The sequence below is a fragment of the Streptomyces sp. NPDC093544 genome (assembly GCF_040683495.1).
GTDB lineage: Bacteria > Actinomycetota > Actinomycetes > Streptomycetales > Streptomycetaceae > Streptomyces.
Window position 1 is genome coordinate 18,527 of the sequence record NZ_JBFBEA010000005.1, and the last position, 22,409, is coordinate 40,935.

Consider the following 22,409-nt stretch of genomic DNA (forward strand, 5'->3'; position numbering starts at 1 on the left):
GCCGATCGGTTCTCGCGACCGGAGCCCGGCGAGCCGGTGGTCTGGCCGGAGGCCGGTGGCAGAACCTCGTCCTGGCCGCTCATCCAACGACAAGGGTCGAGCGGCGCGGAGCGCGGGCCGGAACCAGGACTGACGCCGGGGTCGGCGCCGGAGCCCCGGTCGGGCGCTGAGCACGGCCCCGCCTCGGAGGACTCGCAGCCCACCTGGGAGCAGCCCGACGAACCCGGCCACACCCACGATCCCCACGAGGTGACGATCCAGCTCGACGGCGCCGGACGCCAGCTGGAGGACTGGCTGGTCCAGCAGTCCAAGGGCGCCCCGGCTGCCCAGGAAGGCTCGGACGGCCCGGTCTTCGTCGACGAGTCGGGCCGCCGCAGCCGCAGATACCGCCGCCTCGGCATGCTCGTGGGCCTGGCCTGCGCTGTCTACGCCGTCGTCATCGTCGTCACCCTCCTGTCGGGCAACTCCAACGCGCCCTGGATCCCGATGCCGGGCCAGCAGGAGGACCAGCCGGCAGGTCAGGTCGACACGTCACCGCTGCCCGCCGAGACGGCGAGCCCGACCGGCACGGCGAGTGTCTCGCCGGGCGCGACCGCGACGGCCAGCGACGGTACGACGCCGACGCCCGGCAGCAGCCCGACGCCAGGCGCCTCGGCCAGTGCAGCGAACCCGGGCACGTCCACGGACCCGAAGCCCTCGCTGTCCGCCCCGGACGTGCCGGACCCGGTCACCAGCACCACGCCGGACCCGGACCCCGATCCCACCGCCACGGCGACCACCTCCCCCGACCCCAGTCCTCCGGTCACCCCCACGACGCCCACCCCGTCGGACAGCCCGGTCATCGGAGGCGACCCGCCGGCCGTCGCCGACGGTCCCGCCGAGCAGAACCCCGTAGCGACCCTTGAGCCAGAGCCGAGCACCACCAGCTCCTCGTCCCCGGAGAACACCCTCTGATGGCATCCCGCACCAGCCGTCACGCCTCCGCGCCCCGCGCGAGGCGACCTGAACCCAGCGCCGGGCGCCGCCGCCTGCCCATGCGCTATCTGCTGCCCTCGCTCATCCTCGTCGCCCTGCTGGCGATGCTGATGCTGCGCGGCTACACACACAGCGAGATCCTCGCCGACCATCGCGTCCGCCCCCCGGTGTCCTACGACCAGGTGCCCGACAAGATCCTCAAGGGCGGCCCGGTCATCGACACCCGAAGCGGGCGTACGGAGACCCTGAGAATCCCGGACCACCGTCTCGTCCTCACCTTCGACGACGGCCCGGACCCGAAGTGGACGCCGAAAGTCCTCGACGTCCTGAAGAAACACCACGCGCACGCCGTCTTCTTCGTCACCGGCACCATGGCCTCGCGCTACCCGGACCTGGTGCAGCGCATGGTGGACGAGGGGCACGAGGTCGGCCTGCACACCTTCAACCACCCCGACCTCTCATACCAGTCCAAGAAGCGCATCGACTGGGAGCTCTCCCAGAACCAGCTGGCGCTGGCGGGCGCGGCGGGCATCCGTACGTCTCTCTTCCGGCCTCCCTACTCGTCCTTCTCCGACGCCATGGACAACAAATCCTGGCCGGTGACGAAATACATAGGTAGCCGCGGCTACATCACCGTCGTCAACAACACCGACAGCGAGGACTGGAAGAAGCCCGGCGTCCGCAAGATCATCGAAAACGCCACGCCTAAGCGGGGCAGGGGCGCGATCGTCCTGATGCACGACTCCGGCGGCGACCGCCACCAGACCGTCCAGGCGCTCGACAAGTTCCTGCCCCGACTCCAGGACAGGGGCTACGAGTTCGAGAATCTCACCGAGGCGCTCGACGCCCCCAGCGCGAGCACCAAGGTCACCGGACTCGACCTGTGGAAGGGCAAGGCCTGGGTCAACCTGGTCCGGGCCTCCGAGAAGACCACCGACGCCCTTGTCGTCGGCATCGCCGTCATCGGCGTCCTGGTCTTCACCCGCTTCGGCCTGATGCTCCTGCTCTCCGTCCTGCACGCCCGCCGGGTGCGGCGCACCGGCTTCCGCTGGGGTCCGGTACCGATCATCGAACCGGTGTCGGTGCTGGTCCCGGCGTACAACGAGGCCAAGTGCATCGAGAACACGGTGCATTCGCTGATGGCGAGCGAGCACCCCATCGAGATCATCGTCATCGACGACGGATCAAGTGACGGTACGGCCCGCATCGTCGAGGACCTGCGCCTGCCGAACGTACGCGTCGTACGGCAGCTCAACGCCGGCAAGCCCGCCGCCCTCAACCGAGGCATCGCGAACGCCCGTTACGACCTCATCGTGATGATGGACGGCGACACGGTCTTCGAACCGGCGACGGTACGCGAACTGGTCCAGCCCTTCGCCGACCCGACCGTGGGCGCCGTCGCCGGCAACGCGAAGGTCGGCAACCGCGACTCCCTCATCGGTGCCTGGCAGCACATCGAGTACGTGATGGGCTTCAACCTCGACCGCCGTATGTACGACATGCTGCGCTGCATGCCGACGATCCCCGGCGCCGTCGGGGCCTTCCGCCGCTCCGCCCTGGAACGCGTCGGCGGCATGAGCGACGACACGCTCGCCGAGGACACCGACATCACCATGGCGATGCACCGCGACGGCTGGCGGGTCGTCTACGCGGAGAAGGCACGCGCGTGGACAGAGGCACCGGAATCCGTCCAGCAGCTCTGGTCCCAGCGCTACCGCTGGTCGTACGGCACGATGCAGGCGATCTGGAAGCACCGCAGGGCGATCATCGAACGAGGCCCGTCGGGCCGCTTCGGCCGAGTGGGCCTCCCCCTGGTGTCCCTCTTCATGGTCCTGGCCCCGCTCCTCGCCCCGCTGATCGACGTGTTCCTCCTCTACGGGCTCGTCTTCGGCCCGACACAGAAGACGATCGTGGCCTGGCTGGGAGTCCTGGCGATCCAGGCGGTGTGCGCGGCGTACGCCTTCCGCCTCGACCGGGAACGCATGACGCACCTGGTATCCCTTCCGCTCCAGCAGATCCTCTACCGGCAGCTGATGTACGTGGTTCTGCTCCAGTCCTGGATCACCGCGCTCACCGGAGGCCGGCTGCGCTGGCAGAAGCTCCGGCGCACGGGTGTGGTGGAGGCGCCGGGGTCCATCCCACGACAGCCGGACCGTGACTCGCGTGACCGGAGCTCGAACGATCGGAGGCCGGTCGGATGACGGCGCAGGATTACACGGCGGGTACGACACCGCCGTTGGGGTCGGCGAGGGTGGTCGTGTCTGAACGGGCGCCGGCCGCGAGCGGCGTTGCGGATGTGGCTCCGTCCGTGAAGAGGCCGGGCCGTGACCGCTACTTGGACCTGCTGCGCACGATCGCTCTGGTCCGCGTGGTCGCGTACCACCTCTTCGGCTGGGCCTGGCTGACGGTCCTCTTCCCCTCCATGGGCGTGATGTTCGCGCTGGCGGGTTCGCTGATGGCGCGCTCACTGAGCCGTCCGGCGTGGGGTGTGATCCGTGGCCGTGTCCGTCGACTGCTGCCACCTCTCTGGGTGTTCAGCGCGGTGGTACTGATCCTGCTGTTCGCGGGCGGCTGGAATCTGTCCAAGGACCCCGACCATGGCGGCACATGGGGCCTGGTCGAGATGATCAACTACGTCATCCCGATCGGCGCCCCACCGTTCCCCTGGAGCATCGGCTCCAAGTCCGGCCTCCTGGAGAACACTTGGGCGGTCCAGGCGGCGGGCCCGCTCTGGTATCTGCGTGCGTATCTGTGGTTCGTGATCGCCTCTCCGCTGCTGCTGTGGGCGTTCCGTCGCGCACCCTGGCCCACGCTCCTCGCCCCCCTGGCCCTGACGGCGGTGGTCGGCACCGGCGTGGTGTCGATCCCCGGCGAAACGGGCAACGCCGTCACGGACTTCGCGGTCTTCGGCGGCTGCTGGGTCCTGGGCTTCGCCCACCACGAGGGCATCCTGGCGAAGGTTCCCCGCTACCTCGCCATCTCCTGCTCCGCCCTGCTCATGGCCTTCGGCCTGTGGTGGGCCTCGGGCCATCTGGGCCCGGACGGATGGGACTTGAACGACATCCCGCTGGCCCAGGCGACCTGGTCCTTCGGCTTCGTCGTCATCCTGCTCCAGTACGCCCGCTCGTGGCAGGAACTACCGGGCCGCCTGGCCAAGTTGGACAAGCTGGTCACCCTCTCCAACAACCGCGCCGTCACGATCTACCTCTGGCACAACCTGCTGATCATGGCCACGGTCCCGATCATCGACCTCGCGTACAACCTGCCGTTCATGCAGAGCGCGGGGGCGACGGGCCTGCTGGACTCCACCTACATGCTGTGGATGTTCGTCCTCGTCTGGCCCCTGATAGGCCTCGCGATCATCTCCGTGGGCTGGGTCGAGGACCTCGCGGCGAAGCGGAGTCCTAGGTTGTGGCCGAACGGGGCGAAGCGCGGGGCTTCCCGGTCTCGGCGAAGGGGTTGAGCTGAGTACGTACTTGAGTACGTGACGCGTTGTGGGTTGGGGGCGTGTGGTGAAGGGTGAGTCGGGCGGGACGGGGCGGGGGCGTCCCGGTTACCCGCCTCCGCCTCCACCTTGCCGACGCGACCCAAGGAGTGACCCCGCCGATGACGCAGCGTCCCGGCCGGCTCGGGGTGACACAGGCGACGAGGGGCGACCGCGGAAGTCTGGAATTTGCGGTGGCCAACGAGGTGACGCTCCTCGCACCTCACCGTCACTCAATCGAAGGTCCTGGACCTCTATTTAGGCCTGTTCTGTGCCGCTATGCCCGAGGTGCGTTCCCCCTCGGACGCAATTCGCTCTGGTGTCGCCATGCAGGCCCCCGGTACCGTATCGCTGCCCTCCCGAACCCCACGCCGCACAGGAGTCTGCCGTGAACCGCCGTCCCCACCTGCTCGCCACGGCCGCCCTCGGCGCGGCCACGGCCCTCCTCCTGACCGGCTGCGGTGGCGGTGACGGTGACTCTGCGGACAACGACAAGATCGCTGGGGCTGATACGGGGGGTGAGACGTCGGCTTCGCCGAACGCCTCTGCCTCGGAAGCCGCCGACCGGCCGAAGATCGAGCTGCCGTCGGATCTCACGTACGCCTTCACTCCGGAGCAGACCGGTGACGCCGTCCAGGACGCGGTCTTGAAGGACAACGCAGAGTTCATTCGCGCGCTTGATGCGGCGATCGATGCCCAGAACCCCCGGCTACCCGCCCTGGAGTTCTACACCGAAGGTGAGGGCGCGGTGGCCGCTCAACAGTGGGTCGAGTCCTACACGGATGCTGGCTGGACGGTCACCGGAGCCGTGCGCTACTTCGACCGGCAGGTCACGGTGAAGTCCAAGGAATCCGCGTCGCTCAGCTACTGCGCGGACGAGAGCAAGGGTTTCAGCAAGGTCATCAAGACTGGTGAGGTCAAGAAGACGAAGGTCACCAAGGACAGTTACGTCGCATACGGCGTGCAGGTGGAGAAGAACGAGAAGGGGGTTTGGGAGCTCGTGAAGATCGTCTCTACCCGAGGGGCGGACAGGTGCCAGTCATGAGTCGGCTTTCCCGCTTCGCCGTAACCCTGCTCGTGGCGGGCTTTGCCGTGACGATCTCTGCGCCTGCGGCAAACGCCGACCGAACCCCGCCTGGGGGTGGGTCGGTCGGTGGTGGAACGGGCCCCGGCCCGTCTGGTGACGTAGATGGCGACACCATCTCCGCCGGCGCCGGTGGCGTTGTCTTCGATCGCTCGAAGAACGGCAGCGGCAGTTCCGTCGGGGCCGTCACTTCGACTACGTCCTGGACTCCCCCTGCCTGTTGGTACGCCCCGAAATACACGCCGGAGCAGCTTCAGGCGCATCTGGAGCCGACCTGGGAGGCGGGGTCGACCGGGTACGAGTGGGACGCGGAGCAGCGTAAGCGTTATGTCGATGGTGATCCGTACAAGGATTTCAACAAGGACAAGACGGGCGAGGGCTATTTCTGGGACTCGTACGTAAACAAGAACTACCCGCCAGGCTGGGACAATTGCGAGGAGCCCATCTTCTGGGTGGACACGGGTGACCCCCCACCCGCCGACATCGAGAACGCCATCACGCCCGAGATCTTGGCGCATTTGGCGTATGCCGAGATCCGCGTGCCCAGCACGGAAGTGACCCTGGCGCCCGAGGGCACGACCAAGGTGAACTTGCCGACGTGGGCGTGGCTGGACACGGCGGAGTTCAAGCCGGTGTCGGTCACGGCATCGGTTCCGCTGATCGGCGTCGAGGCGACGACCGTTGCGGAGCCGGTCTCACTGAAGATCGAACCGGGTACGGCCGATGCCACGACGTATCCGGCGTCCGGTGTCTGTGAGATCAACGGTGGCTCGATCGGTGAGGCGTACGCGGCGGGCAAAGCGGATGAGACCCCACCGTGCGGGGTGAAGTACTTGCGCTCCTCCGGTGACGACTCGTACAAGCTCAGGGCGACCATCACCTGGAAGATTCATTGGACCGGTACCGGTGTGGCCCAGGAACAGCCCCTGCCGGACGGCGAGTTCGGGGCGGAGCAGGTCGTCGTCGTGCAGGAGATCCAGGCCGTCAACCGCTGAGCGGCAGCTGAGTCGCGTGGGCCGCTCTGGCGGCGCAAACACGGCATCACGCCCCGGAGCGCCTGTGCCGCCCGAGTCCTCGCAATGACTCGGGCGGCACCGATGGAAGATCGAGCGGTCCGTCGCCTGGCTCTTCGGCTATGGCCGCGTCTCCATCCGATACGACCGCAAAGGCGGCCACTTCCTCGCTCTCCTCGGCCTCGCTACCGCACTGACCGGCCCACGACCCGCCTTCCCCGGTCGGACGCTGTTGGGAGGGGCTGGTGATCGGTCATGGACGGGGGTAAACGCCGCACGACGTCACCGGCTTGCCGTTCGCGTCGTCAAGGCAGACCCCGGCGTACGAGCCGCCGCCGACAACATTTGCGGGAAGTGTGGTGGGCACCGAAGTCACCGTGTTGCAGTGAGTGCTGCTGCTCCTGGGGCCGAGCGGGTTGGCATAGGCATCGAACACGCTGTACCACGCTCTGCGGCAGCCGACGGACTTCAAGGTCCCTGTGAAGCCCACCGATCGGTTGTACCAGGTCAGAGTGCCCGAGATGTAACTGCCGGCGCCGTCGGCTACGTAGACCCGGGTGGTGGGGTAGGCGACGGCCGTAGCCGGAGTCGCCGCGACGGCCGGCGCGGTCAGTGCCGCGGACATGGCCAGGCCCGCTGCGGTGAAGAGGGTGAGAACAGATCGGCGCAACACGACGTAAGTCTCCTTATGGTGTGAGTTTGCGGGATGACGCCACAAGGCTGCCCGCAGCCCTTGCCGTCAACCATGACGAAGTGTGGGCCCGCCTCTCTGCGGCTGACATCGCTTGGTGACGGGCGGCTGTGGGTGAGCGTATGGGATGCGAACCCCTGTACGTTCCAGCGCCTTTTGATGAGCCTCCGGGCGGTCGGCCGCGGCACGCTCCGGTGGAGGCTTTGGGTCGTGGGGAGTGGTTGCGACCCTTTGCGGTGGCCAACGAGGTGACGCATCCTGACCTCTGGCATCACTCAATCGAAGGGTCCGTGCCGTCGGCTAGGCATGTTCTGCACAGCTATGCCCGACTTGCGGTCCCTGTTGGTGCTATTCGCTCTGGTGTCGTCGTGCGTGACCCCGATACCGTATCGCTGCCCCCTCGAACCCCACGCCGCACAGGAGTCTGCCGTGAACCGCCGTCCCCGCCTGCTCGCCACGGCCGCCCTCGGTGCGGCCACGGCCCTCGTTCTGACCGGCTGCGGTGGCGGTGACGGTGATTCTGCGGACAACGACAAGATCGCTGGGGCTGATACGGGGGGTGAGACGTCGGCTTCGCCGAGTGCGAGCGCGACGGATGCGGCTGAGCGGCCGAAGATCGAGCTGCCGTCGGATCTCACGTACACCTTTGACTGGCCCAAGACGGGTGACGAGGACAAGGACGCGGTCCTGAGCGACAGTGAGCAGTCCATTAAGGCGGTGGACCTCGCCATCGCGAACCAGGACGCCCTCGACAAGGCGTACCTCTTCTATTACGAGGGGGAGGCGGCCGCGAGCACCCAGAAGTTCATCGAGGCGTACGTCGAAGCCAAGGCCCGCGCGACTGGGACCTACCGCTATTACGACGCGGTGGTCAACGTCAGCGACCCCGACAGTGCGTCCCTTGTGTACTGCGAGGACCAGGGCAAGGCGTACGACATGTATCTGGAGACGAAGAAGGTCGACAAGACCGACGTCACCAAGAACAGCTACGTGCTCTACAACACCCAGCTGCACAAGAACGACGAAGGTGTCTGGGTCATCGAGAAGCTTCTTTCCCAGAGGGGGAGCGCAAAGTGCCAGCCCTGAGCGCCGGTTCACGAGCCTTGATTTCTTCTCTAGTGATTGGCTCCGTCGTCATGGGAGCTACTCCCGCCATGGCCGACAACACCATCGGTGGTGGTGCCCAGACGCCTCCTCCCAGCGGGAACGCGTCCGGAAATTCCGACGGCAAAGGCAATTTGTCGGCGACTGCGGGTGCTGTTGTCTTTGACCGTTCGAAGAATGGTTCGGGTGAGTCGGCGGGTCCGGTGACGTCCAGTGCCAGTACGTGGACGCCGCCTGCCTGTTACTACGCGCCGAAGTACTCGCCTGCTCAGTTGCAGGAGTATCTGGAGCCGATCTGGGCGGTTGATTCGACGAGTTATGAGTGGGATGCGAAGCAGCGTGATCACTATGTCGATGGCAATCCGTACAAGGACTTCAACAAGGAAAAGGCCGGCGACGGTTATTGGTGGTCCTCGTATGTGACCGAGGGCCGCGCGGGTGATCCGGGTGCGCTTGACTGTGACGCGGACATCTTCTGGGTGGACACGGGCGACCCGCCGCCGGCCAACATTCCGGAGGCGATCACGCCGGAGATGCTGGCGCAGTTGGCGTATGCCGAGATTCGTGTTCCCTCGACGAAGGTGGACTTGGCTCCCGCGGGCACCACGAAGGTGAATCTGCCGACGTGGGCGTGGCTGGACACCGCCCAGTTCGAGCCGGTGTCGGTCACGGCGTCGGTTCCGCTGCTCGGCGTCGAGGCGACGACCGTTGCGGAGCCGGTCTCGCTGAAGATTGAGCCGGGCACGGCCGACGCCACGACGTATCCAGCGTCCGGTGTCTGTGAGATCAACGGCGGCTCGATCGGTGAGGCGTACGCCGCGGGCAAGTCGGATGAGACCCCGCCGTGTGGAGTGAAGTACCTGCGCTCCTCTGGCGATGACTCGTACGAGCTCAGGGCGACCATCACCTGGAAGATTCACTGGACCGGCACCGGTGTGGCCCAGGAACAGCCCCTGCCGGACGGCGAGTTCGGGGCGGAGCAGGCCGTCGTCGTGCAGGAGATCCAGGCCGTCAACCGCTGACGTCGGGGAAACCGGACACGCCGGGAAGAATTCGGGAGAGACGTGGCGGATCGGCTGGCCGTTGACGGTGACGAGTTGGCGCACTTCATGAAGATGCTCAGGAAGTCGACCGACTCGCTGAGGGGGCTACGGAGGGCGCTGGAAGACGCGACCGTCACAGGCCTCGGCACCGATGACCTCGACCGCGCCTGCGAGGACTTCCAGGACGAATGGAAGTACGGAGCCGATCAGATCGGCGAGCAGGCCGAAGATCTCGCCAAGATCATCGGGAAGAGCAAGGACAGTTACCGCGAGGTGGACAAGGCCCTGGAGGAAGCGCTCAAGAAACCTGGAGCGGGCAAGGGCGGGGGTTCGAAGTGACAGATCCGTCCGGTAGCCGGGACTCGGGAGCTGCCCTCGACCCGCAGTCCCGAGCCGACCTCGGCAAACCCCAGGGACTCAACTCCGCCCCGCAAATCCCGAACCCTGACTACCCGCACCTGGGCTTCAACCCGGTGCCCGGCAGCACCGAGACAGTGAGCGGCCTCCACAAGAAGCTCGTCGGGTGCGCCAAGGTCCTCGAAGAGACACATGAGCTTGTCACCAAGCTGATGGACGGCAGCTACTGGGAGGGCGATGCAGCCGTCGCCTTTCGTGAGCAGCTTGACGGCGGTCCGCTGCCGTTGAACCTGAAGAACGCCGCTCACTCCATCCGTAAGGCGGCCAAGCAACTCCACCTCTGGGACGGGGAGTTGGATGAATTCCAGCGCCGAGCGAAGCGCCTTGAGGAAGACGCGAAGGACGCGCAGGCCGCCGTTGGCCGAGCGAAGGGGCACGCCACCCAGGCGGGCAACAGTCCTGACCTGGACAAGAAGGGCGCCAAGCACGACGACGCGCAGAAGGCCCTGACGCAGGCGAACACGGCGGTGGACGACGCCGAGGACGAGCTGGAGAAGATCCGGAGCAAGGCCCGGAAGCTCGCGGAGGAGCACGAGCATCAAGCTCAGTACCGGGCAGGCAAGATCCGCGACGCCACGAAGAAGCTGGCGCCGCACGAGCCGGGGTGGTTCGACTCGGCGCTCGACTGGCTAGGCGAGAACCTGCCTGACATTCTCAGCTTCGTGGCGGGCGTCGTCGCCTTGGTAGCGATCGTCTTCGCCGGGCCCCTGGGAATCGCGATGGTCGCGGCATTGCTACTCACGACCTCGGCACTCAGTGCAGGGGCACTCGCGCTCCGGATCTCGGATCCGGAAGTTCGTGCGTCTCTGTGGGACGGCATCAGCAAGGGGGAATTCGACTCCGACTTCTGGAGTAACGCGGTCTCTGTGGGAGCTGATGCCGCTGGCGTAATTCCGGGGCTGGGGGCTGTGGCCAAGGGAGGAGTTGAGGCAGTGCAAGCGGTGCGAACAGGAACCGGAGCGTTGAGTCTCGGGCAGAAGCTGGCTACCTTCGGGAGCAGGACCATGGAAGAGGCACAAGCCATCTCAGGAATGGAGAATCCGCTCGTCGGATGGTTGGTACGTGGTGCCAGCGACGCCGGCAAGGCTGGCAGGTGGGTCGCAGGCGTCTCAGGAGGTGTCGGTTTGGGCACCGGCGGCGTCGGTCTGGGAGGCAGTCTGGTGGACGCGGATGACGACGGGATCAAAGACGGTTCCGTTGCCGGAATCGATGGCTCGCGACTCATCCTCGACAACGCTGGAATCCTGAATCTCGTCAACCATGTCTTCTGAATTTCTTCCCGTAGAAAGAGTGCGCCAGTGAACCCTGCCGACTACCCCACGGCCTGGGACCACTCTCCCACTAGGCGCGCTTGGGTGGGGCATATGGTCATGAACGTTGTTGGCCTTATTGGTTGGATCGGAGGCTGGGCCGCACTGCTCGGTATCTCGACCTACACGCCCAACTGGGTTGTATGGATCTTCATGCCTTACTTCGTGTACGGCCCCTATCGCGCGTATATCCAGGTGCGCTACTTTCCGGCGGCCCTTCGCATGCGGCGCATCCTTCGAACGTATCCGTGGCAGGTGCTGCGAAACGTTCCAAGTGGATTGACAAAGCATCCAGATGTTCTCGGCAGGCAGTATGGGTGGTTTGAAATCCAGAACCCGGCCCATCCGGGGCAACGGCTACCGCTCGTCTTTTCCCGGCATTTGCGTGTGGAGTGGTGGAGCCGTCGTATCGCGCCTCGTGCCAAGCCTGAGCTGAAGGCGCAGATCGAGGTGGTGTGGTTCGCCGGCGACCCGCGCTTCATCGGTCTCATTGCCGCGCCCACTCTGAACGGCGAGGCGCCCCGCCGCATGCATGTTCTCCAGCAGCAGATGGGCGCGGAAGACGGCCGCAGCTTCGCGGACTGGGGAGCTGCTCCGGAGGACATCGAACGTGGCCGACGTGTCGGTATTCACCCTGCCCAATCCTGATCGGCGCCGGGAAGAGGCACCCTGATGACCGTCCCCAACTTTACGCTTCACGAGTCCGTCAAGGATCCCATCGCTGAAATTTGGTTCGCCGAACCGCCAGGTTTCATGGCACTGCCGATTGACGCCTTGCTGCCCTCGCCCGAATCCCCGGCTGCCGACAAACTGCGCACCGCTGTGGCCCCCTTTCTGGACGCGGCGCCGAACGACGTGCTCCGACAGCAGTTCATCGCCCAATTCGCCGAGGGGCAGCTATTGTTGGGGGCCTTGCGCGAGGTCGGCACCGTCCATTGTTCGATCGGTCTGCACCGCGACGACATAGACGAAACCGGGAGCGGCAATGGCCAATCCTTGCTCTCCCTCTTCACACTTTCCTGGCGAGACACGGCCGTGGCCCCACGCGCCGTCACTGCCGCCCGCGCTGTGACCTCGGCAGAGGGTCACTCCCACATCGAGTACCTCGAACTGCCCTGCGGCCCGGCCACCTTCAGTGAGGCTGTACGCACTGCCTCCGCCGACAGCGGCTTCGCGCAGCTGCCACTCCTCCAGGCCCACGCGCACCTGCCCCACCCGGACTGCAAGCGTCTGGTCGTGCTCACGCTGAGCACGACGGCTGTGGCCCGCCGAGAGCAGTACCGCGCGATCCTCCATCAGTTCGCCGACATGGTCAGCTTCGAAGACCCGCTCGCCCCGACCGAGGGGAAGGGACGTCGATCGTGACCTCCGCGCAGCTTCCCTGGGCGTCGCAACCGGCCATTAAGCACCCACCCACCGGCCGTGCGATCCGGCGCCGGCTTTTGCGCCAGGGGGTACTTCTCCTGGTGATGTGGCCCGCGCTCATCCTGATCCCGCTCCTGGGAGCGGCTTCAGGCAACGAGCGGTTCGTTCCCATCCTCGGCATGGTCATGTGCGTTCTCGCGCCGGTCCTGCTCCCGCTGAACATCTGGTCTGCGGTTTCTGCCCTCCGTATGCATCGAGTGCTCAGCACGCATTCGTGGAGGCGGGTCGAATGTGAGGTGGTCCCGGTCACCCGGCAGGGAAGACGGCTCGTTGAACTCGCGGACCAGATGCCTGGTCGTGAAGTCAAGGTGCCGGCCGTCCTGCGGATCAATGACGTGCTACTGACGGCCGCGCCGTATAGGCGCTTCGTGAATGCGCGGCTTACCCAGTTGTGGTGCGCGGGGCATCCGCACCAGGGTGGCGTGGCTGCCGAGCCGGAAGGTGCGCGTCCGTTCCGCCTTGTCCGATACAAGGGGCTCGTATCGGAGAGGGGAGCGGGCGTTGGCTGACGGCGTCGCCGGTGATTGGTAGCTCTGTGCCGCTACGGGGGTGCCGTGTCGTCTTGCTTTCTCGGTGTCTCGGTCGCCAGCCGGTGGCCCAAAGTCTCCAATTGGTCAGGCGTGGCCCACGCCCGGGAGTGTTTTTATGCCTTGTATCAGGGCGTGGAGGCAGCCGAGGGTTGTTGTCACCATGACGTCCGGTTCATCGCTCTCGCGGAGACGGATCGTTCTCGCAGGCGTCGCGGCCAGGTACACGCAGTTGGCCGCCTCGGCGCTGTACGTGGACTTCTGCCACGCGAGTTCATGCATGGAGGGCTCCTCAGAGGTCTCGGGCGATGCGCTGGATGAGGTCGAGGGACTTTGGTTCAGGGAGGGCTCGCGATTCCATGCGGTCCAGTACAGAGCGATAGCGGTTCAACTGGGCTTCTGCGTCGAGGTATTCACAGCCGTGGTCGGTGTCCAGGATGACGGTGTCGAGCTGTGGAACGGGCCCGACAGCGCAGGTGATGGGTTGGCCCGACGCCGGGAAACCGGCCTCTCCGAAAGGGATCACCAGGATGGTGATGGTGGGCTGATCGCTCATTTCCAGCAGGTGGATGAGTTGGGCTCGGGTGATGTCCGGGCCACCGAAGCCCATGCGCAGCGCTGCCTCGTGCACGATGGCCATGTACGGGGTTGGAATTCCCTCGAAGAGGACGGCCTGACGCTTTACGCGATGTGAGACGCGGTGTTCGATCTCGTACGGCCTCAGAGGTGGAACGGCTTCTCGCATCATCGCGCGGGCGTGCTCTGTGGTCTGCAGTAGCCCGGGCATGTGGATGGTGACGGCCACGCGGAGTGCGGTGGCGTGGTGCTCCAGTTCGGCCAGGTCCAGCAGGTCGGATGGGAGCGTGTCCTGATACTCCGCCCACCAGCCATGCTTGCGGCCGCCTGTCATCGCGGCGAGGGCGTCGACGTACTCATCGTCGGCGCAGCTGTAGTTGCGCGCCAGTGTGCGTACCCGGTCGGCGCTCACTGCGTACCGTCCGGCTTCGATGTTGCTGATCCGCGCCTGAGGGCCGCCCAGGAGTGTGGCGGCCGCGGTCGACGTGAGTCCCGCGCGCTCGCGGAGTTTACGCAGCTCGGCGCCAAGTCGCTGCTGGCGCAGGGTCACAGTTGGATTGGGCGGCATGGCGAGGTGCTTCTCTCCGTGAGGCAGGCCATAGGCGTCACCCACACGAGTGGGATTGGTAGATCTTCGTCCAATTTATGGAAGACCTTACATTTTCTTGGCTACGTTGTGAGTGGCAAACCACTCAACTGCCCACGCCCATAAGCCGGAAGCGCACCAATCCAGGCATTGCCGCCGCATGGCGCTGACGTTGAGCGAGCCCAAGTCCCCTTCCCTCCCGGAGGTATTCATGGTCACCGTAGCCGCGCCCGACACCTGGGTGTACGCCCTTCGCCTGCCCCATGACCCCCGCGCCGCACGCGTCGCCCGTATGACCGTGCGGGCTGCGCTCAATGGGCACGGCATGCGTGAAGTGCTCGACGTGGTCGAGTTGTTGACGTCGGAGTTGGTCACCAATGCCTACCAGTACGCGAAGGGGCCCGCGTCTCTGCGGCTGGCGGGGCTCGGTGGTGGGCGGGTGCGGGTGGGCGTGTGGGATGCGAACCCGTACGTTCCGGCGCCCTTTGACGAGCCTCCGGGTGGCCGGCCGCGGCCCGCTCCGGTGGATGCTGTCAACGGGCGCGGGCTGCTTCTCGTGCGGGCGTGGGCGGATCTGTGGGGTGGGGACGCGCTTGGGCGGGGTGCCGGGAAGCTGCTGTGGTTCGAGGTCGGCGGGTCCGGGGCTGGGCAGGCCAAGTCCGCGTGAGTGGGGTTCTCGGCGAGCTGCCGTAGGGGGGTTCAGCCTCGCCAAGGCTCAGGTTCAGACACCTCATGGCGTTCGGGCGTCAAGTGGGCTGTTCCGCGAGCGGTCTTGGGAGTCTCATGAGCGAGGCCGCCGGTCGCAGGGGCGGATTCCTCCTGTCAGCGGGTGGAGATGATCCACCTGTCGGCGGCGCTCGAGAGAGGCGATAGCAGGAATGTGGCCACGGGCTGATGGCATGCGGTCGATGGAGCTCGGCACTCCGGACGGGATGCGGGCAGAGCTGAACTCCTTGGTGCTGGCTGGGAAGAAGACCGCCACCACCGGCTTGCTGGAGGACTACGCGAAGGAGACTGAAGGCCTGGAATACCTTGGCGAACGGCTGGCGCTGTTGGACAGCCAGGGGCATTCCATCGCCGTCATTGAGATCACCGGTGTGGAGGTGAAGCCCTTCAGCGCGGTGACCTGGGAGCATGCCCAAGCCGAGGGGGAGGGCGATGCCTCACTGGAGGAGTGGCGCGACGGGCACCGCCGCTATTGGAATCGCTTGGGCACCCCGGTTGAGGACCGCACTCCCGTGGTCTGCCTGGCCTTCCGGCTCATGTAGGGGGACTGGACAGTGTGGCTCTTGTACGTCACCGAGGGCCGCGAGGGTGACCCGGGCGCGCTCGACCGCGACGCGGACATCTTCTGGGTGGACGCCGGTGACCCGCCGTCGGCGGACATTCCGGAGGCGATCACGCCGGAGATCCTGGCGCAGTTGGCGTACGCCGAGACTCGTGTGCCGCTGGAGAAATCCGGTCGACAGCAAGCCCACCACGCACTCTGATGGCCCCACCGTCCGCCGCACCGAGCGGGCCGACCCCAGGAGCGTTTCTTTGGCAACCGGGAGTATCGCGGATACCCGCCCCTCGATCGATATCGCACTGGTCAGGCGCCTGGTCGATACGCAGTTTCCGCAGTGGGCGGGGCTCCCGCTGGAGCTGCTTGAACCGGCCGGCTCGGACCATGTGATCCATCGGCTGGGGGAGGAGTTGTCCGTCCGGTTGCCCGGTCATGGCGGGGCAACCGGGCAGGCGAGGAAGGAGTCCGGGTGGTTGCCCCGGCTCGCCCCGCATCTGCCCCTGGCCGTCCCGGTGCCGGTGGCCGTCGGGGAACCGGACTTCGGCTATCCGTGGCCGTGGGCGGTGTCCCGCTGGTTGGACGGCGAGGTGGCGACCGTCGAGGCGCTGGCCGACTCGTCCCGGGCCGCCGTCGAACTGGCCGACTTCCTGAGCGCCTTGCAGCGGTTCGCGCCCGGAGACGCCCATGACGACCCGGACCTCACCGTCCGGTCGTTGGCCGACCGGGACCGCGCGACACGGGCCGCCATCGCGGAGGTCGGTGGCACGTTCGACGCCGCGGCCATGACCGAGTTGTGGGACGCGGCCCTGAGCGCCCCCGGATGGGAACGCCCTCCGGTCTGGTTCCACGGCGACTTCCACACCGGCAACCTGCTCACCGTTGACGGCCGGCTCAGTGCGGTCATCGACTTCGGAGAGCTCGGCGTCGGCGACCCGGCCTGCGATCTGACCATCGCCTTCACCTTGATGTCGGCCGGACCCCGCGCCGCCTTCCGGGCCGCGCTCGGCGTCGACGACGCCACCTGGATCCGGGGCCGTGGCTGGGCCCTGGCCACCGGCCTGAACGCCCACGTCTCGTACGCCGCTGTCGACCCCCGGGTCGCCGCGCAGACCACCCGTCAGATCACCCAGGCCCTGATCGGCTAGGCAGCGGAGCGAACGCGCAGGTTCACGGAGTCCATGAGCCAGGTCGCATGGAATGCGCCCAGAAACCGTACGTCAGCTCTCTGTACCAGACGCGTGCGGCACCCAGAACTGAACGATGCGGGCTGGAACCCGTATGCCAGCTCCTCGGAAGCCGAGTATGCCTACGATGCCGGCGGTGGAGACCTTCCCGACGGTGCTCGATGCTGGTCACGGACGTCCGTCCCGCGCGGCATGACGGGGAAGAAAAGTGCACGTGCGCGCGGACCTCAACGTCGAGCCGGGACACGAGGACCCGCTGGCCCAGCTACTGGCCCAGCTCTTGTTACCGCCGTAGAGGGGACGCCCGCGCGCCGAACGCGCCCAGTCCGACCTCCCGGGGAGTCGTCGGGGTACAAGTGAACAGTGAGGCAGAAGGGCTTCATGCTTTCGTCTACAGCTTGTAGTCGGTTGCCGCTCCTCAGCGTCTGTTCTTGAAGGAGTCTTCCGTGGGCCCCACTCTCATCAACGGGCTTCCGGCCCATGTGTTGCTCGTGCACTTCGTGATCGTGCTCGTGCCGCTCGTCGCGCTGGTGCTGGTGGTCGCCACGTTGTGGACCACGTGGATCCGCAGGCTGGGCGTGGTGCTGCCCCTCTCCGCCCTGGTCACCCTGATCAGCGTGCCGATCACGACCCATGCCGGCGAGTGGCTGGAGAAACGCATCCCCAGCGGCCCTCTGGTCCGCACGCACACGGACCGTGGGGACAGCCTGCTGCCCTGGGTGGCGGCGCTGTTCGTCGTCGCCGTGGCGGTGTGGTGGTTCGGCCGCAGAGCCATGGCTCACCCGTCGGCGAGCATGCACAGGCACACGCGTGCGGGGATGAGCGGGGCTGTTCCTCTGGGCATGCCGGTGCGCGTGGCCGCGATCGTGCTGTCCGTGGTCGTCGCCGCGGGTTGCGTCGTGCAGGTCTACCGGATCGGTGACTCGGGTGCGAAGGCGGCCTGGCACAACGGGTTTTCGGCCACGCCGGTCAGCGGCAAGGGCAACTGACCCGGTACGCGTGCCCCGGCGTCGGAGTTGCGTGCCGGCGCGGGCACGGCCACCACGGCGGCCGTCTGGGACAGTGCGCGACAGGCCCCTGGATGCCGTCTGACTCTGCCCGCCTCGTCCGGTGATCGGATCCCACGGTCGGATCAGCGAAGTGGCCGGAAGCATCTTTCGGGATGAGCGGCAGCGCCGTAGCGCATCGCGGCGCCGATACCGACCCCGAACAGCCGCATCGGGCGGAGGGGATCCGCCGTGAGGCGGGCTTCGTCTCCGAAGGCCACAGCCGGGCCCGCGGATGCTCCGGGTCGTCCCAGAAGTTGTCCCCGAAGTCGTCCCGAACAGGCCACGGACTTCCTCGATGTACCACCACAGCAGCTCGTGGGACGTGCCAAGGATCTCCGGCATCCCCGACCTCACCAAGCCACCCCCCACCAGAGTGAGAGCAACGTTCCCTTCCGGTCACCCACAGGCACAGCACGGAAACGCGCCCTCCCTACCTTCGGGACTCATCCCCAAGTACGAGACCTGAGCACCGGAGATCCGTGGAGGCGTCATGACAGCCCCAACCCCACCCCCAGCCCCAAGTCCAGGCCCCCGGCCCACCGCCGCCACCGTGCCCACCGCCCCCGCACCGACGACAGCCGAAGGCCACTGGATCGACGACTGGGATCCCGAGGACGAGACCTTCTGGGAAGAGACCGGGCAGAAGGTCGCCCGCCGCAACCTCTTCTTCTCCGTGCTGTCCGAGCACATCGGGTTCTCGATCTGGACCCTGTGGTCGGTGATGGTGCTCTTCATGGGGCCGGAGTACGGGCTCACCCCGGCCGACAAGTTCTTCATCGTGTCGATGGCGACGCTGGTCGGCGCGATCGTGCGCGTCCCCTACACCTTCGCCGTCGCCCGTTTCGGCGGCCGGAACTGGACGATCATCGCCGCGAGCATGCTGCTGGTGCCGACCATCGCCGCGTTCGTCGTGATGGAGCCGGGCACGTCGTTCGGGACCTTCCTGGTCTGCGCGATGCTCGCGGGCGTCGGCGGCGGCAACTTCGCCTCGTCCATGACGAACATCAACTCGTTCTTCCCGCTGCGGAAGAAGGGCTGGGCCCTCGGGCTCAACGCGGGCGGCGGCAACATCGGCGTGCCGGTGGTGCAGCTCGTGGGGCTCGCGGTCATCGGGGCGAGTGGCGGGCCGAGGGTGCTGCTCGGCATCTACATCCCGCTCATCGTCATCGCCACCGTCCTCGGCGCCCGCTACATGGACAACATCTCGTCCGTGAGGAACGACACCGGCGCCGCCAAGGAAGCCATACGCGACCCGCACACCTGGATCATGTCCTTCCTCTACATCGGGACATTCGGGTCCTTCATCGGATACAGCTTCGCGTTCGGTCTGGTGCTCCAGACACAGTTCGGGCGTACGCCGCTGGAGTCCGCGTACGTCACCTTCATCGGGCCGCTGCTCGGCTCGCTGATCCGGCCCGTGGGCGGCAGGCTCGCCGACCGCTACGGCGGCGCGAAGATCACCCTGTGGAACTTCGTCGGGATGGCCGCGGCGACCGCGGTCATCGTCGTCGCCTCCATGCAGGAGTCGCTGGCGCTGTTCACCACCGCGTTCATCGTGCTGTTCGTGCTGACGGGCCTCGGCAACGGGTCCACGTACAAGATGATCCCCGGCATCTTCCAGGCCAAGGCCCTGGCCAAGGGGCTGAGCGGAGAGGGAGCGGCCGCCTACGGGCGTCGGCTCTCCGGTGCCTCCATGGGGCTCATCGGCGCGGTGGGCGCGCTCGGCGGGCTGGGTATCAACCTCGCCTTCCGGCAGTCCTTCCTGAGCGTGGGTTCCGGCACCGGCGCCTTCGTGGCCTTCCTCGCCTTCTACACGCTCTGCTTCGTGGTCACCTGGGCCGTATACCTTCGCCGCCCGGCCACCGCCGCGGAGGCTTCCGTACCGGCCAAGGAGGAGAAGCTCCAGCTCAGCCATGCCGAGGTGTGACGTAACACCGGCGACACGCGGCTGATCCGGGCCTGTCACGGGGCGTTGGCAGGCTCGGTCAGCCGTAAGGCGAGCCAGTTACGGCCAGCCCTGAGTGCACGACGACTCGAGTGCAAGACGAGAGCCGGGACGACAGCCATGTACGACGAACAACCGCGGCCGGAAGCCCCGTCGCACGGCCCCCTCGCAGGCTTCACCGTGGGCGTGACGGCCGCCCGCCGGGCCGACGAGCTCAGGACGCTGCTTCAGCGGCGCGGCGCCTCCGTCGTCCACGCGGCCGCCCTGCGGATCGTGCAGCTCGCCGACGACAGTGAACTGCTCACCGCCACCAAGGAGTTGATCGACCAGGCACCGGACGTGGTGGTGGCCACGACCGCCATCGGCTTCCGGGGCTGGGTCGAGGCCGCCGACGGCTGGGGGATGGGCGAGGACCTGCTCGCGCGGCTGCGCGGCGTCGAACTGCTCGCCCGCGGCCCCAAGGTCAAGGGTGCGATACGGGCCCAGGGGCTGACCGAGTACTGGTCGCCCTCCTCCGAATCCATGGCCGAGGTACTCGACCGGCTGCTGGAGGAGGGCGTCGAGGGCCGCCGTATCGCCATCCAGCTGCACGGCGAACCGGTACCCGGGTTCGTGGAGTCGCTGCGGGCCGCCGGAGCCGATGTCGTCGTCGTCCCCGTCTACCGGTGGATGCCGCCCGAGGACATCGCGCCCCTCGACCGGCTCCTCGATGTGGCCGTCACCCGCGGCCTGGACGCGATCACCTTCACCAGCGCGCCCGCCGCCGCGTCCCTGCTGTCCCGGGCGGAGCTCCGCGGCCTGCTGCCCGACCTGCTCGCCGCCCTCCACCGCGATGTACTGCCCGTCTGCGTCGGCCCGGTCACCGCGCTGCCGCTGCAGGCCCACGGCATCGACACGGTCCAGCCGGAGCGCTTCCGGCTCGGCCCCCTCGTACAGGTGCTGTGCCAGGAACTCCCCGGCCGGGCCCGTACGTTGCCCATCGCCGGCCACCGGGTCGAGATCCGCGGGCACGCCGTGGTGGTCGACGGCACGCTGCGGCCCGTACCGCCCGCCGGGATGTCACTGCTGCGCGCCCTGTCGCGTCGGCCCGGCTGGGTGGTGGCCCGGGCCGAACTGCTGCGCGCGCTGCCGGGCGCCGGACGGGACGAGCACGCCGTCGAGACGGCGATGGCCCGGCTGCGTACGGCGCTCGGCACGCCCAAGCTCATCCAGACGGTCGTCAAGCGCGGCTACCGGCTCGCACTCGACCCGGCCGCGGACTCCAAGTACGCCGACGTGTGAGGGCCTCGGTACAGCATCAGGGCACGCGCGAGGCAGGCCAGCGCGAGCGTCGACAGCAGCGCTCGTACGATGTTCCACGCCACCCACGGGTCCTCGAACTCCTCGCGTACGGCGGCCGGATCGGCGATCCGCGCGGGGTCGCCGGCGTCGACGATCTCGTTGTTGAGCGGGATGTTCACGGTGACGGTGAGGAGGAAGGCGAGCGCGACGGCGGCGAAGCCCGCGAACACCCACCACCGGTACGGCGACCTGCGTGACTGCCAGGCGGCGATCGCCGCGAGGAGCGGCGCGCCCAGGAAACTCAGGAAGAACACCGGGTTCTGGATCTGGTCGTTGATGTTCTGCATGACCTCGATGAAGACGCGGTCGTCGCTGCGGGAGAGCGACGGCATGATGTTGCAGGCGAAAATGTAGAAGACCCCGGCGAACAGGCCCATCGCGACCGTGGCCGCAACCAGTACACCTCCGGCGCTCCCGCGCCGCCCCGTGCTGTTGTCTGTCATGTCCCTCAGTCAACCGGCGCCACGGCACGGGCGACATGGCCGAGCCGCGCGGCCCCATAAGCGGACGTCCAGGGCGCAGACGGTACAAGGTCTTCCGGCCGGGCGTGCGGACATGCACTGTGGGGGTATCTACTCCCCAAGGCAGTCCCCAAGGCAGTCCCCAAGGCAGTCCCGAGAATGGTCTTGAGGAGTCCCCAAGGCAATCCCAAAGGCTCATGGCGGTAACCCCTAGGCGGTGACAGGCACATGGCATCGGGCATGGCCACGGCCTCGTACGAGCTGCGGTTCGACTCCGGGCGGATCTGCCTGGACCTCCTGGCGACCACCCACCCCGAGGAACGGCTCGACTCGGTGGACCGGCTGCGCGCCTGGATCGCCCGCTCCGGGCTGGTCCCCGCGGGCACGCCCCTGGCGGGCGCCGACTCCTCGTGGCTCGTCGGCTTCCGTGAACTGCGTGGACACATCGACCGGTTGGTGCGCGGCGAGCTCGCCACCCGGCCCGCCGACGCGGCCCTCGCCCGCGTCAACGCGGTCGCGCTCGGCACCCCGCCCGCGCCCTGGGCCGTACGCGCGGACGACGGTTCGCTGCGCCCCCGGCTGCACGCGCCGCCCGGCCATGCCGAGTTGCTCTCCCTGGTCGCCCGGGACGCACTCGAACTCCTCACGGACCCGGCGGCGAGGGCGAGCCTGCGCCAGTGCGAGGGCGACACCTGTCCGATCGTCTATCTCGACACCTCCCGGGGCCGGCGCAGACGTTGGTGTTCCAGCGAGGTGTGCGGCAACCGGGAGCGTGTGGCCCGGCACCGCCGACGGGCGGCACTCGCCCGCGCGTGAACCTCCGAGAGCAGCCGGCGATGGCCAAAAACGAACGCTGACGGTGATCAAGGAATCGCAGGGCGTGAACAGGAGATTTTCTTCACATCCTGC

22 protein-coding genes and 1 pseudogene are annotated in these 22,409 nt (G+C 67.3%); 19 read left to right on the top strand and 4 right to left on the bottom strand.

Annotated elements, in window-relative coordinates; translation table 11 throughout:
* The first annotated feature begins 36 nt into the window (after positions 1-36).
* From AB0N66_RS08255 to AB0N66_RS08275, 5 genes are all read left to right on the top strand, one after another.
* Positions 37-954 carry a hypothetical protein gene (locus tag AB0N66_RS08255; RefSeq protein ID WP_365430281.1) on the top strand — a complete coding sequence of 306 codons (918 nt, stop codon included), beginning with the start codon at positions 37-39 and terminating at the stop codon, positions 952-954.
* The gene (locus AB0N66_RS08260) at positions 954-3,176 is read left to right on the top strand and encodes a glycosyltransferase (RefSeq protein WP_365430283.1); all 2,223 of its coding nucleotides are present in this window, start codon (positions 954-956) and stop codon (positions 3,174-3,176) included. The genes AB0N66_RS08255 and AB0N66_RS08260 overlap by 1 nt, the downstream gene beginning before the upstream one ends.
* 56 nt (positions 3,177-3,232) lie before the next feature.
* Complete coding sequence (locus tag AB0N66_RS08265) at positions 3,233-4,438, top strand: acyltransferase (RefSeq protein WP_365430285.1); 1,206 nt, start codon at positions 3,233-3,235, stop codon at positions 4,436-4,438.
* A 409-nt stretch (positions 4,439-4,847) separates the two neighbouring features.
* Positions 4,848-5,504 (top strand): hypothetical protein, encoded by a 657-nt coding sequence (locus AB0N66_RS08270; RefSeq protein WP_365430287.1) that lies wholly within the window; start codon positions 4,848-4,850, stop codon positions 5,502-5,504.
* Complete coding sequence (locus AB0N66_RS08275; protein ID WP_365430289.1) at positions 5,501-6,538, top strand: hypothetical protein; 1,038 nt, start codon at positions 5,501-5,503, stop codon at positions 6,536-6,538. The genes AB0N66_RS08270 and AB0N66_RS08275 overlap by 4 nt, the downstream gene beginning before the upstream one ends.
* Positions 6,539-6,809: 271 nt before the next feature.
* Here AB0N66_RS08275 and AB0N66_RS08280 read toward each other — a convergent pair whose 3' ends face one another.
* On the bottom strand, positions 6,810-7,229 hold the full coding sequence (locus AB0N66_RS08280; RefSeq protein WP_365430291.1) for a hypothetical protein: 420 nt from the start codon (positions 7,227-7,229) through the stop codon (positions 6,810-6,812).
* Between the two features lie 447 nt (positions 7,230-7,676).
* Between AB0N66_RS08280 and AB0N66_RS08285 the strand changes: the two genes are divergently transcribed.
* From AB0N66_RS08285 to AB0N66_RS08315, 7 genes are all read left to right on the top strand, one after another.
* Entirely contained in the window at positions 7,677-8,333 is a 657-nt protein-coding gene (locus AB0N66_RS08285) for a hypothetical protein (RefSeq protein ID WP_365430293.1), read from the top strand.
* 68 nt (positions 8,334-8,401) lie between these two features.
* Positions 8,402-9,373 (top strand): hypothetical protein, encoded by a 972-nt coding sequence (locus AB0N66_RS08290; protein ID WP_365430295.1) that lies wholly within the window; start codon positions 8,402-8,404, stop codon positions 9,371-9,373.
* Between the two features lie 42 nt (positions 9,374-9,415).
* The gene (locus tag AB0N66_RS08295; RefSeq protein WP_365430297.1) at positions 9,416-9,733 is read left to right on the top strand and encodes a hypothetical protein; all 318 of its coding nucleotides are present in this window, start codon (positions 9,416-9,418) and stop codon (positions 9,731-9,733) included.
* Positions 9,730-11,082, top strand: a complete 1,353-nt coding sequence (locus AB0N66_RS08300) for a hypothetical protein (protein ID WP_365430299.1) — start codon at positions 9,730-9,732, stop codon at positions 11,080-11,082. The genes AB0N66_RS08295 and AB0N66_RS08300 overlap by 4 nt, the downstream gene beginning before the upstream one ends.
* 93 nt (positions 11,083-11,175) lie before the next feature.
* Positions 11,176-11,769, top strand: a complete 594-nt coding sequence (locus AB0N66_RS08305) for a hypothetical protein (RefSeq protein ID WP_365430301.1) — start codon at positions 11,176-11,178, stop codon at positions 11,767-11,769.
* Positions 11,770-11,793: 24 nt separating this feature from the next.
* Positions 11,794-12,486 (top strand): hypothetical protein, encoded by a 693-nt coding sequence (locus AB0N66_RS08310; protein WP_365430303.1) that lies wholly within the window; start codon positions 11,794-11,796, stop codon positions 12,484-12,486.
* The gene (locus AB0N66_RS08315; protein WP_365430305.1) at positions 12,483-13,055 is read left to right on the top strand and encodes a hypothetical protein; all 573 of its coding nucleotides are present in this window, start codon (positions 12,483-12,485) and stop codon (positions 13,053-13,055) included. Before AB0N66_RS08310 ends, AB0N66_RS08315 begins: the two co-directional genes overlap by 4 nt.
* Positions 13,056-13,160: 105 nt before the next feature.
* On the opposite strand, the gene AB0N66_RS08320 is transcribed toward AB0N66_RS08315, so the two are convergent.
* Both AB0N66_RS08320 and AB0N66_RS08325 read right to left on the bottom strand, forming a co-directional pair.
* Positions 13,161-13,355 carry a DUF397 domain-containing protein gene (locus AB0N66_RS08320; RefSeq protein WP_365430307.1) on the bottom strand — a complete coding sequence of 65 codons (195 nt, stop codon included), beginning with the start codon at positions 13,353-13,355 and terminating at the stop codon, positions 13,161-13,163.
* A 10-nt stretch (positions 13,356-13,365) separates the two neighbouring features.
* A complete protein-coding gene (locus AB0N66_RS08325; RefSeq protein ID WP_365430309.1) occupies positions 13,366-14,217 on the bottom strand; it encodes a helix-turn-helix transcriptional regulator in 852 nt (283 codons plus the stop codon).
* Positions 14,218-14,446: 229 nt separating this feature from the next.
* Between AB0N66_RS08325 and AB0N66_RS08330 the strand changes: the two genes are divergently transcribed.
* From AB0N66_RS08330 to AB0N66_RS08355, 6 genes and pseudogenes are all read left to right on the top strand, one after another.
* Entirely contained in the window at positions 14,447-14,902 is a 456-nt protein-coding gene (locus AB0N66_RS08330; RefSeq protein ID WP_365430311.1) for an ATP-binding protein, read from the top strand.
* A gap of 265 nt (positions 14,903-15,167) precedes the next feature.
* A pseudogene (locus AB0N66_RS08335) lies at positions 15,168-15,683 on the top strand (ASCH domain-containing protein); the annotation flags it as partial.
* A 91-nt stretch (positions 15,684-15,774) separates the two neighbouring features.
* A complete protein-coding gene (locus tag AB0N66_RS08340) occupies positions 15,775-16,665 on the top strand; it encodes an aminoglycoside phosphotransferase family protein (protein WP_365430313.1) in 891 nt (296 codons plus the stop codon).
* 485 nt (positions 16,666-17,150) lie between these two features.
* Positions 17,151-17,693, top strand: a complete 543-nt coding sequence (locus AB0N66_RS08345) for a DUF2231 domain-containing protein (RefSeq protein WP_365430315.1) — start codon at positions 17,151-17,153, stop codon at positions 17,691-17,693.
* Between the two features lie 550 nt (positions 17,694-18,243).
* Entirely contained in the window at positions 18,244-19,680 is a 1,437-nt protein-coding gene (locus AB0N66_RS08350; protein WP_365430317.1) for a nitrate/nitrite transporter, read from the top strand.
* A 138-nt stretch (positions 19,681-19,818) separates the two neighbouring features.
* Complete coding sequence (locus tag AB0N66_RS08355) at positions 19,819-20,979, top strand: uroporphyrinogen-III synthase (RefSeq protein WP_365430319.1); 1,161 nt, start codon at positions 19,819-19,821, stop codon at positions 20,977-20,979.
* On the opposite strand, the gene AB0N66_RS08360 is transcribed toward AB0N66_RS08355, so the two are convergent.
* Complete coding sequence (locus AB0N66_RS08360) at positions 20,928-21,482, bottom strand: DUF1772 domain-containing protein (RefSeq protein WP_365430321.1); 555 nt, start codon at positions 21,480-21,482, stop codon at positions 20,928-20,930. The genes AB0N66_RS08355 and AB0N66_RS08360 overlap by 52 nt on opposite strands.
* Positions 21,483-21,728: 246 nt before the next feature.
* On the opposite strand from AB0N66_RS08360, the gene AB0N66_RS08365 reads away from it, so the two are divergent.
* A complete protein-coding gene (locus tag AB0N66_RS08365) occupies positions 21,729-22,316 on the top strand; it encodes a CGNR zinc finger domain-containing protein (RefSeq protein ID WP_365430323.1) in 588 nt (195 codons plus the stop codon).
* Positions 22,317-22,409 lie beyond the last annotated feature (93 nt).

Bases quoted from the DNA above. Each gene is read 5' to 3' on its own strand.
- AB0N66_RS08260 (WP_365430283.1), top strand. From the start codon at position 954: ATGGCATCCCGCACCAGCCGTCACGCCTCCGCGCCCCGCGCGAGGCGA.
- AB0N66_RS08275 (WP_365430289.1), top strand. From the start codon at position 5,501: ATGAGTCGGCTTTCCCGCTTCGCCGTAACCCTGCTCGTGGCGGGCTTT.
- AB0N66_RS08290 (WP_365430295.1), top strand. From the start codon at position 8,402: ATGGCCGACAACACCATCGGTGGTGGTGCCCAGACGCCTCCTCCCAGC.
- AB0N66_RS08305 (WP_365430301.1), top strand. From the start codon at position 11,176: ATGGTCATGAACGTTGTTGGCCTTATTGGTTGGATCGGAGGCTGGGCC.
- AB0N66_RS08310 (WP_365430303.1), top strand. From the start codon at position 11,794: ATGACCGTCCCCAACTTTACGCTTCACGAGTCCGTCAAGGATCCCATC.
- AB0N66_RS08320 (WP_365430307.1), bottom strand. From the start codon at position 13,355: ATGCATGAACTCGCGTGGCAGAAGTCCACGTACAGCGCCGAGGCGGCC.
- AB0N66_RS08325 (WP_365430309.1), bottom strand. From the start codon at position 14,217: ATGCCGCCCAATCCAACTGTGACCCTGCGCCAGCAGCGACTTGGCGCC.
- AB0N66_RS08330 (WP_365430311.1), top strand. From the start codon at position 14,447: ATGGTCACCGTAGCCGCGCCCGACACCTGGGTGTACGCCCTTCGCCTG.
- AB0N66_RS08350 (WP_365430317.1), top strand. From the start codon at position 18,244: ATGACAGCCCCAACCCCACCCCCAGCCCCAAGTCCAGGCCCCCGGCCC.
- AB0N66_RS08355 (WP_365430319.1), top strand. From the start codon at position 19,819: ATGTACGACGAACAACCGCGGCCGGAAGCCCCGTCGCACGGCCCCCTC.
- AB0N66_RS08360 (WP_365430321.1), bottom strand. From the start codon at position 21,482: ATGACAGACAACAGCACGGGGCGGCGCGGGAGCGCCGGAGGTGTACTG.
- AB0N66_RS08365 (WP_365430323.1), top strand. From the start codon at position 21,729: ATGGCATCGGGCATGGCCACGGCCTCGTACGAGCTGCGGTTCGACTCC.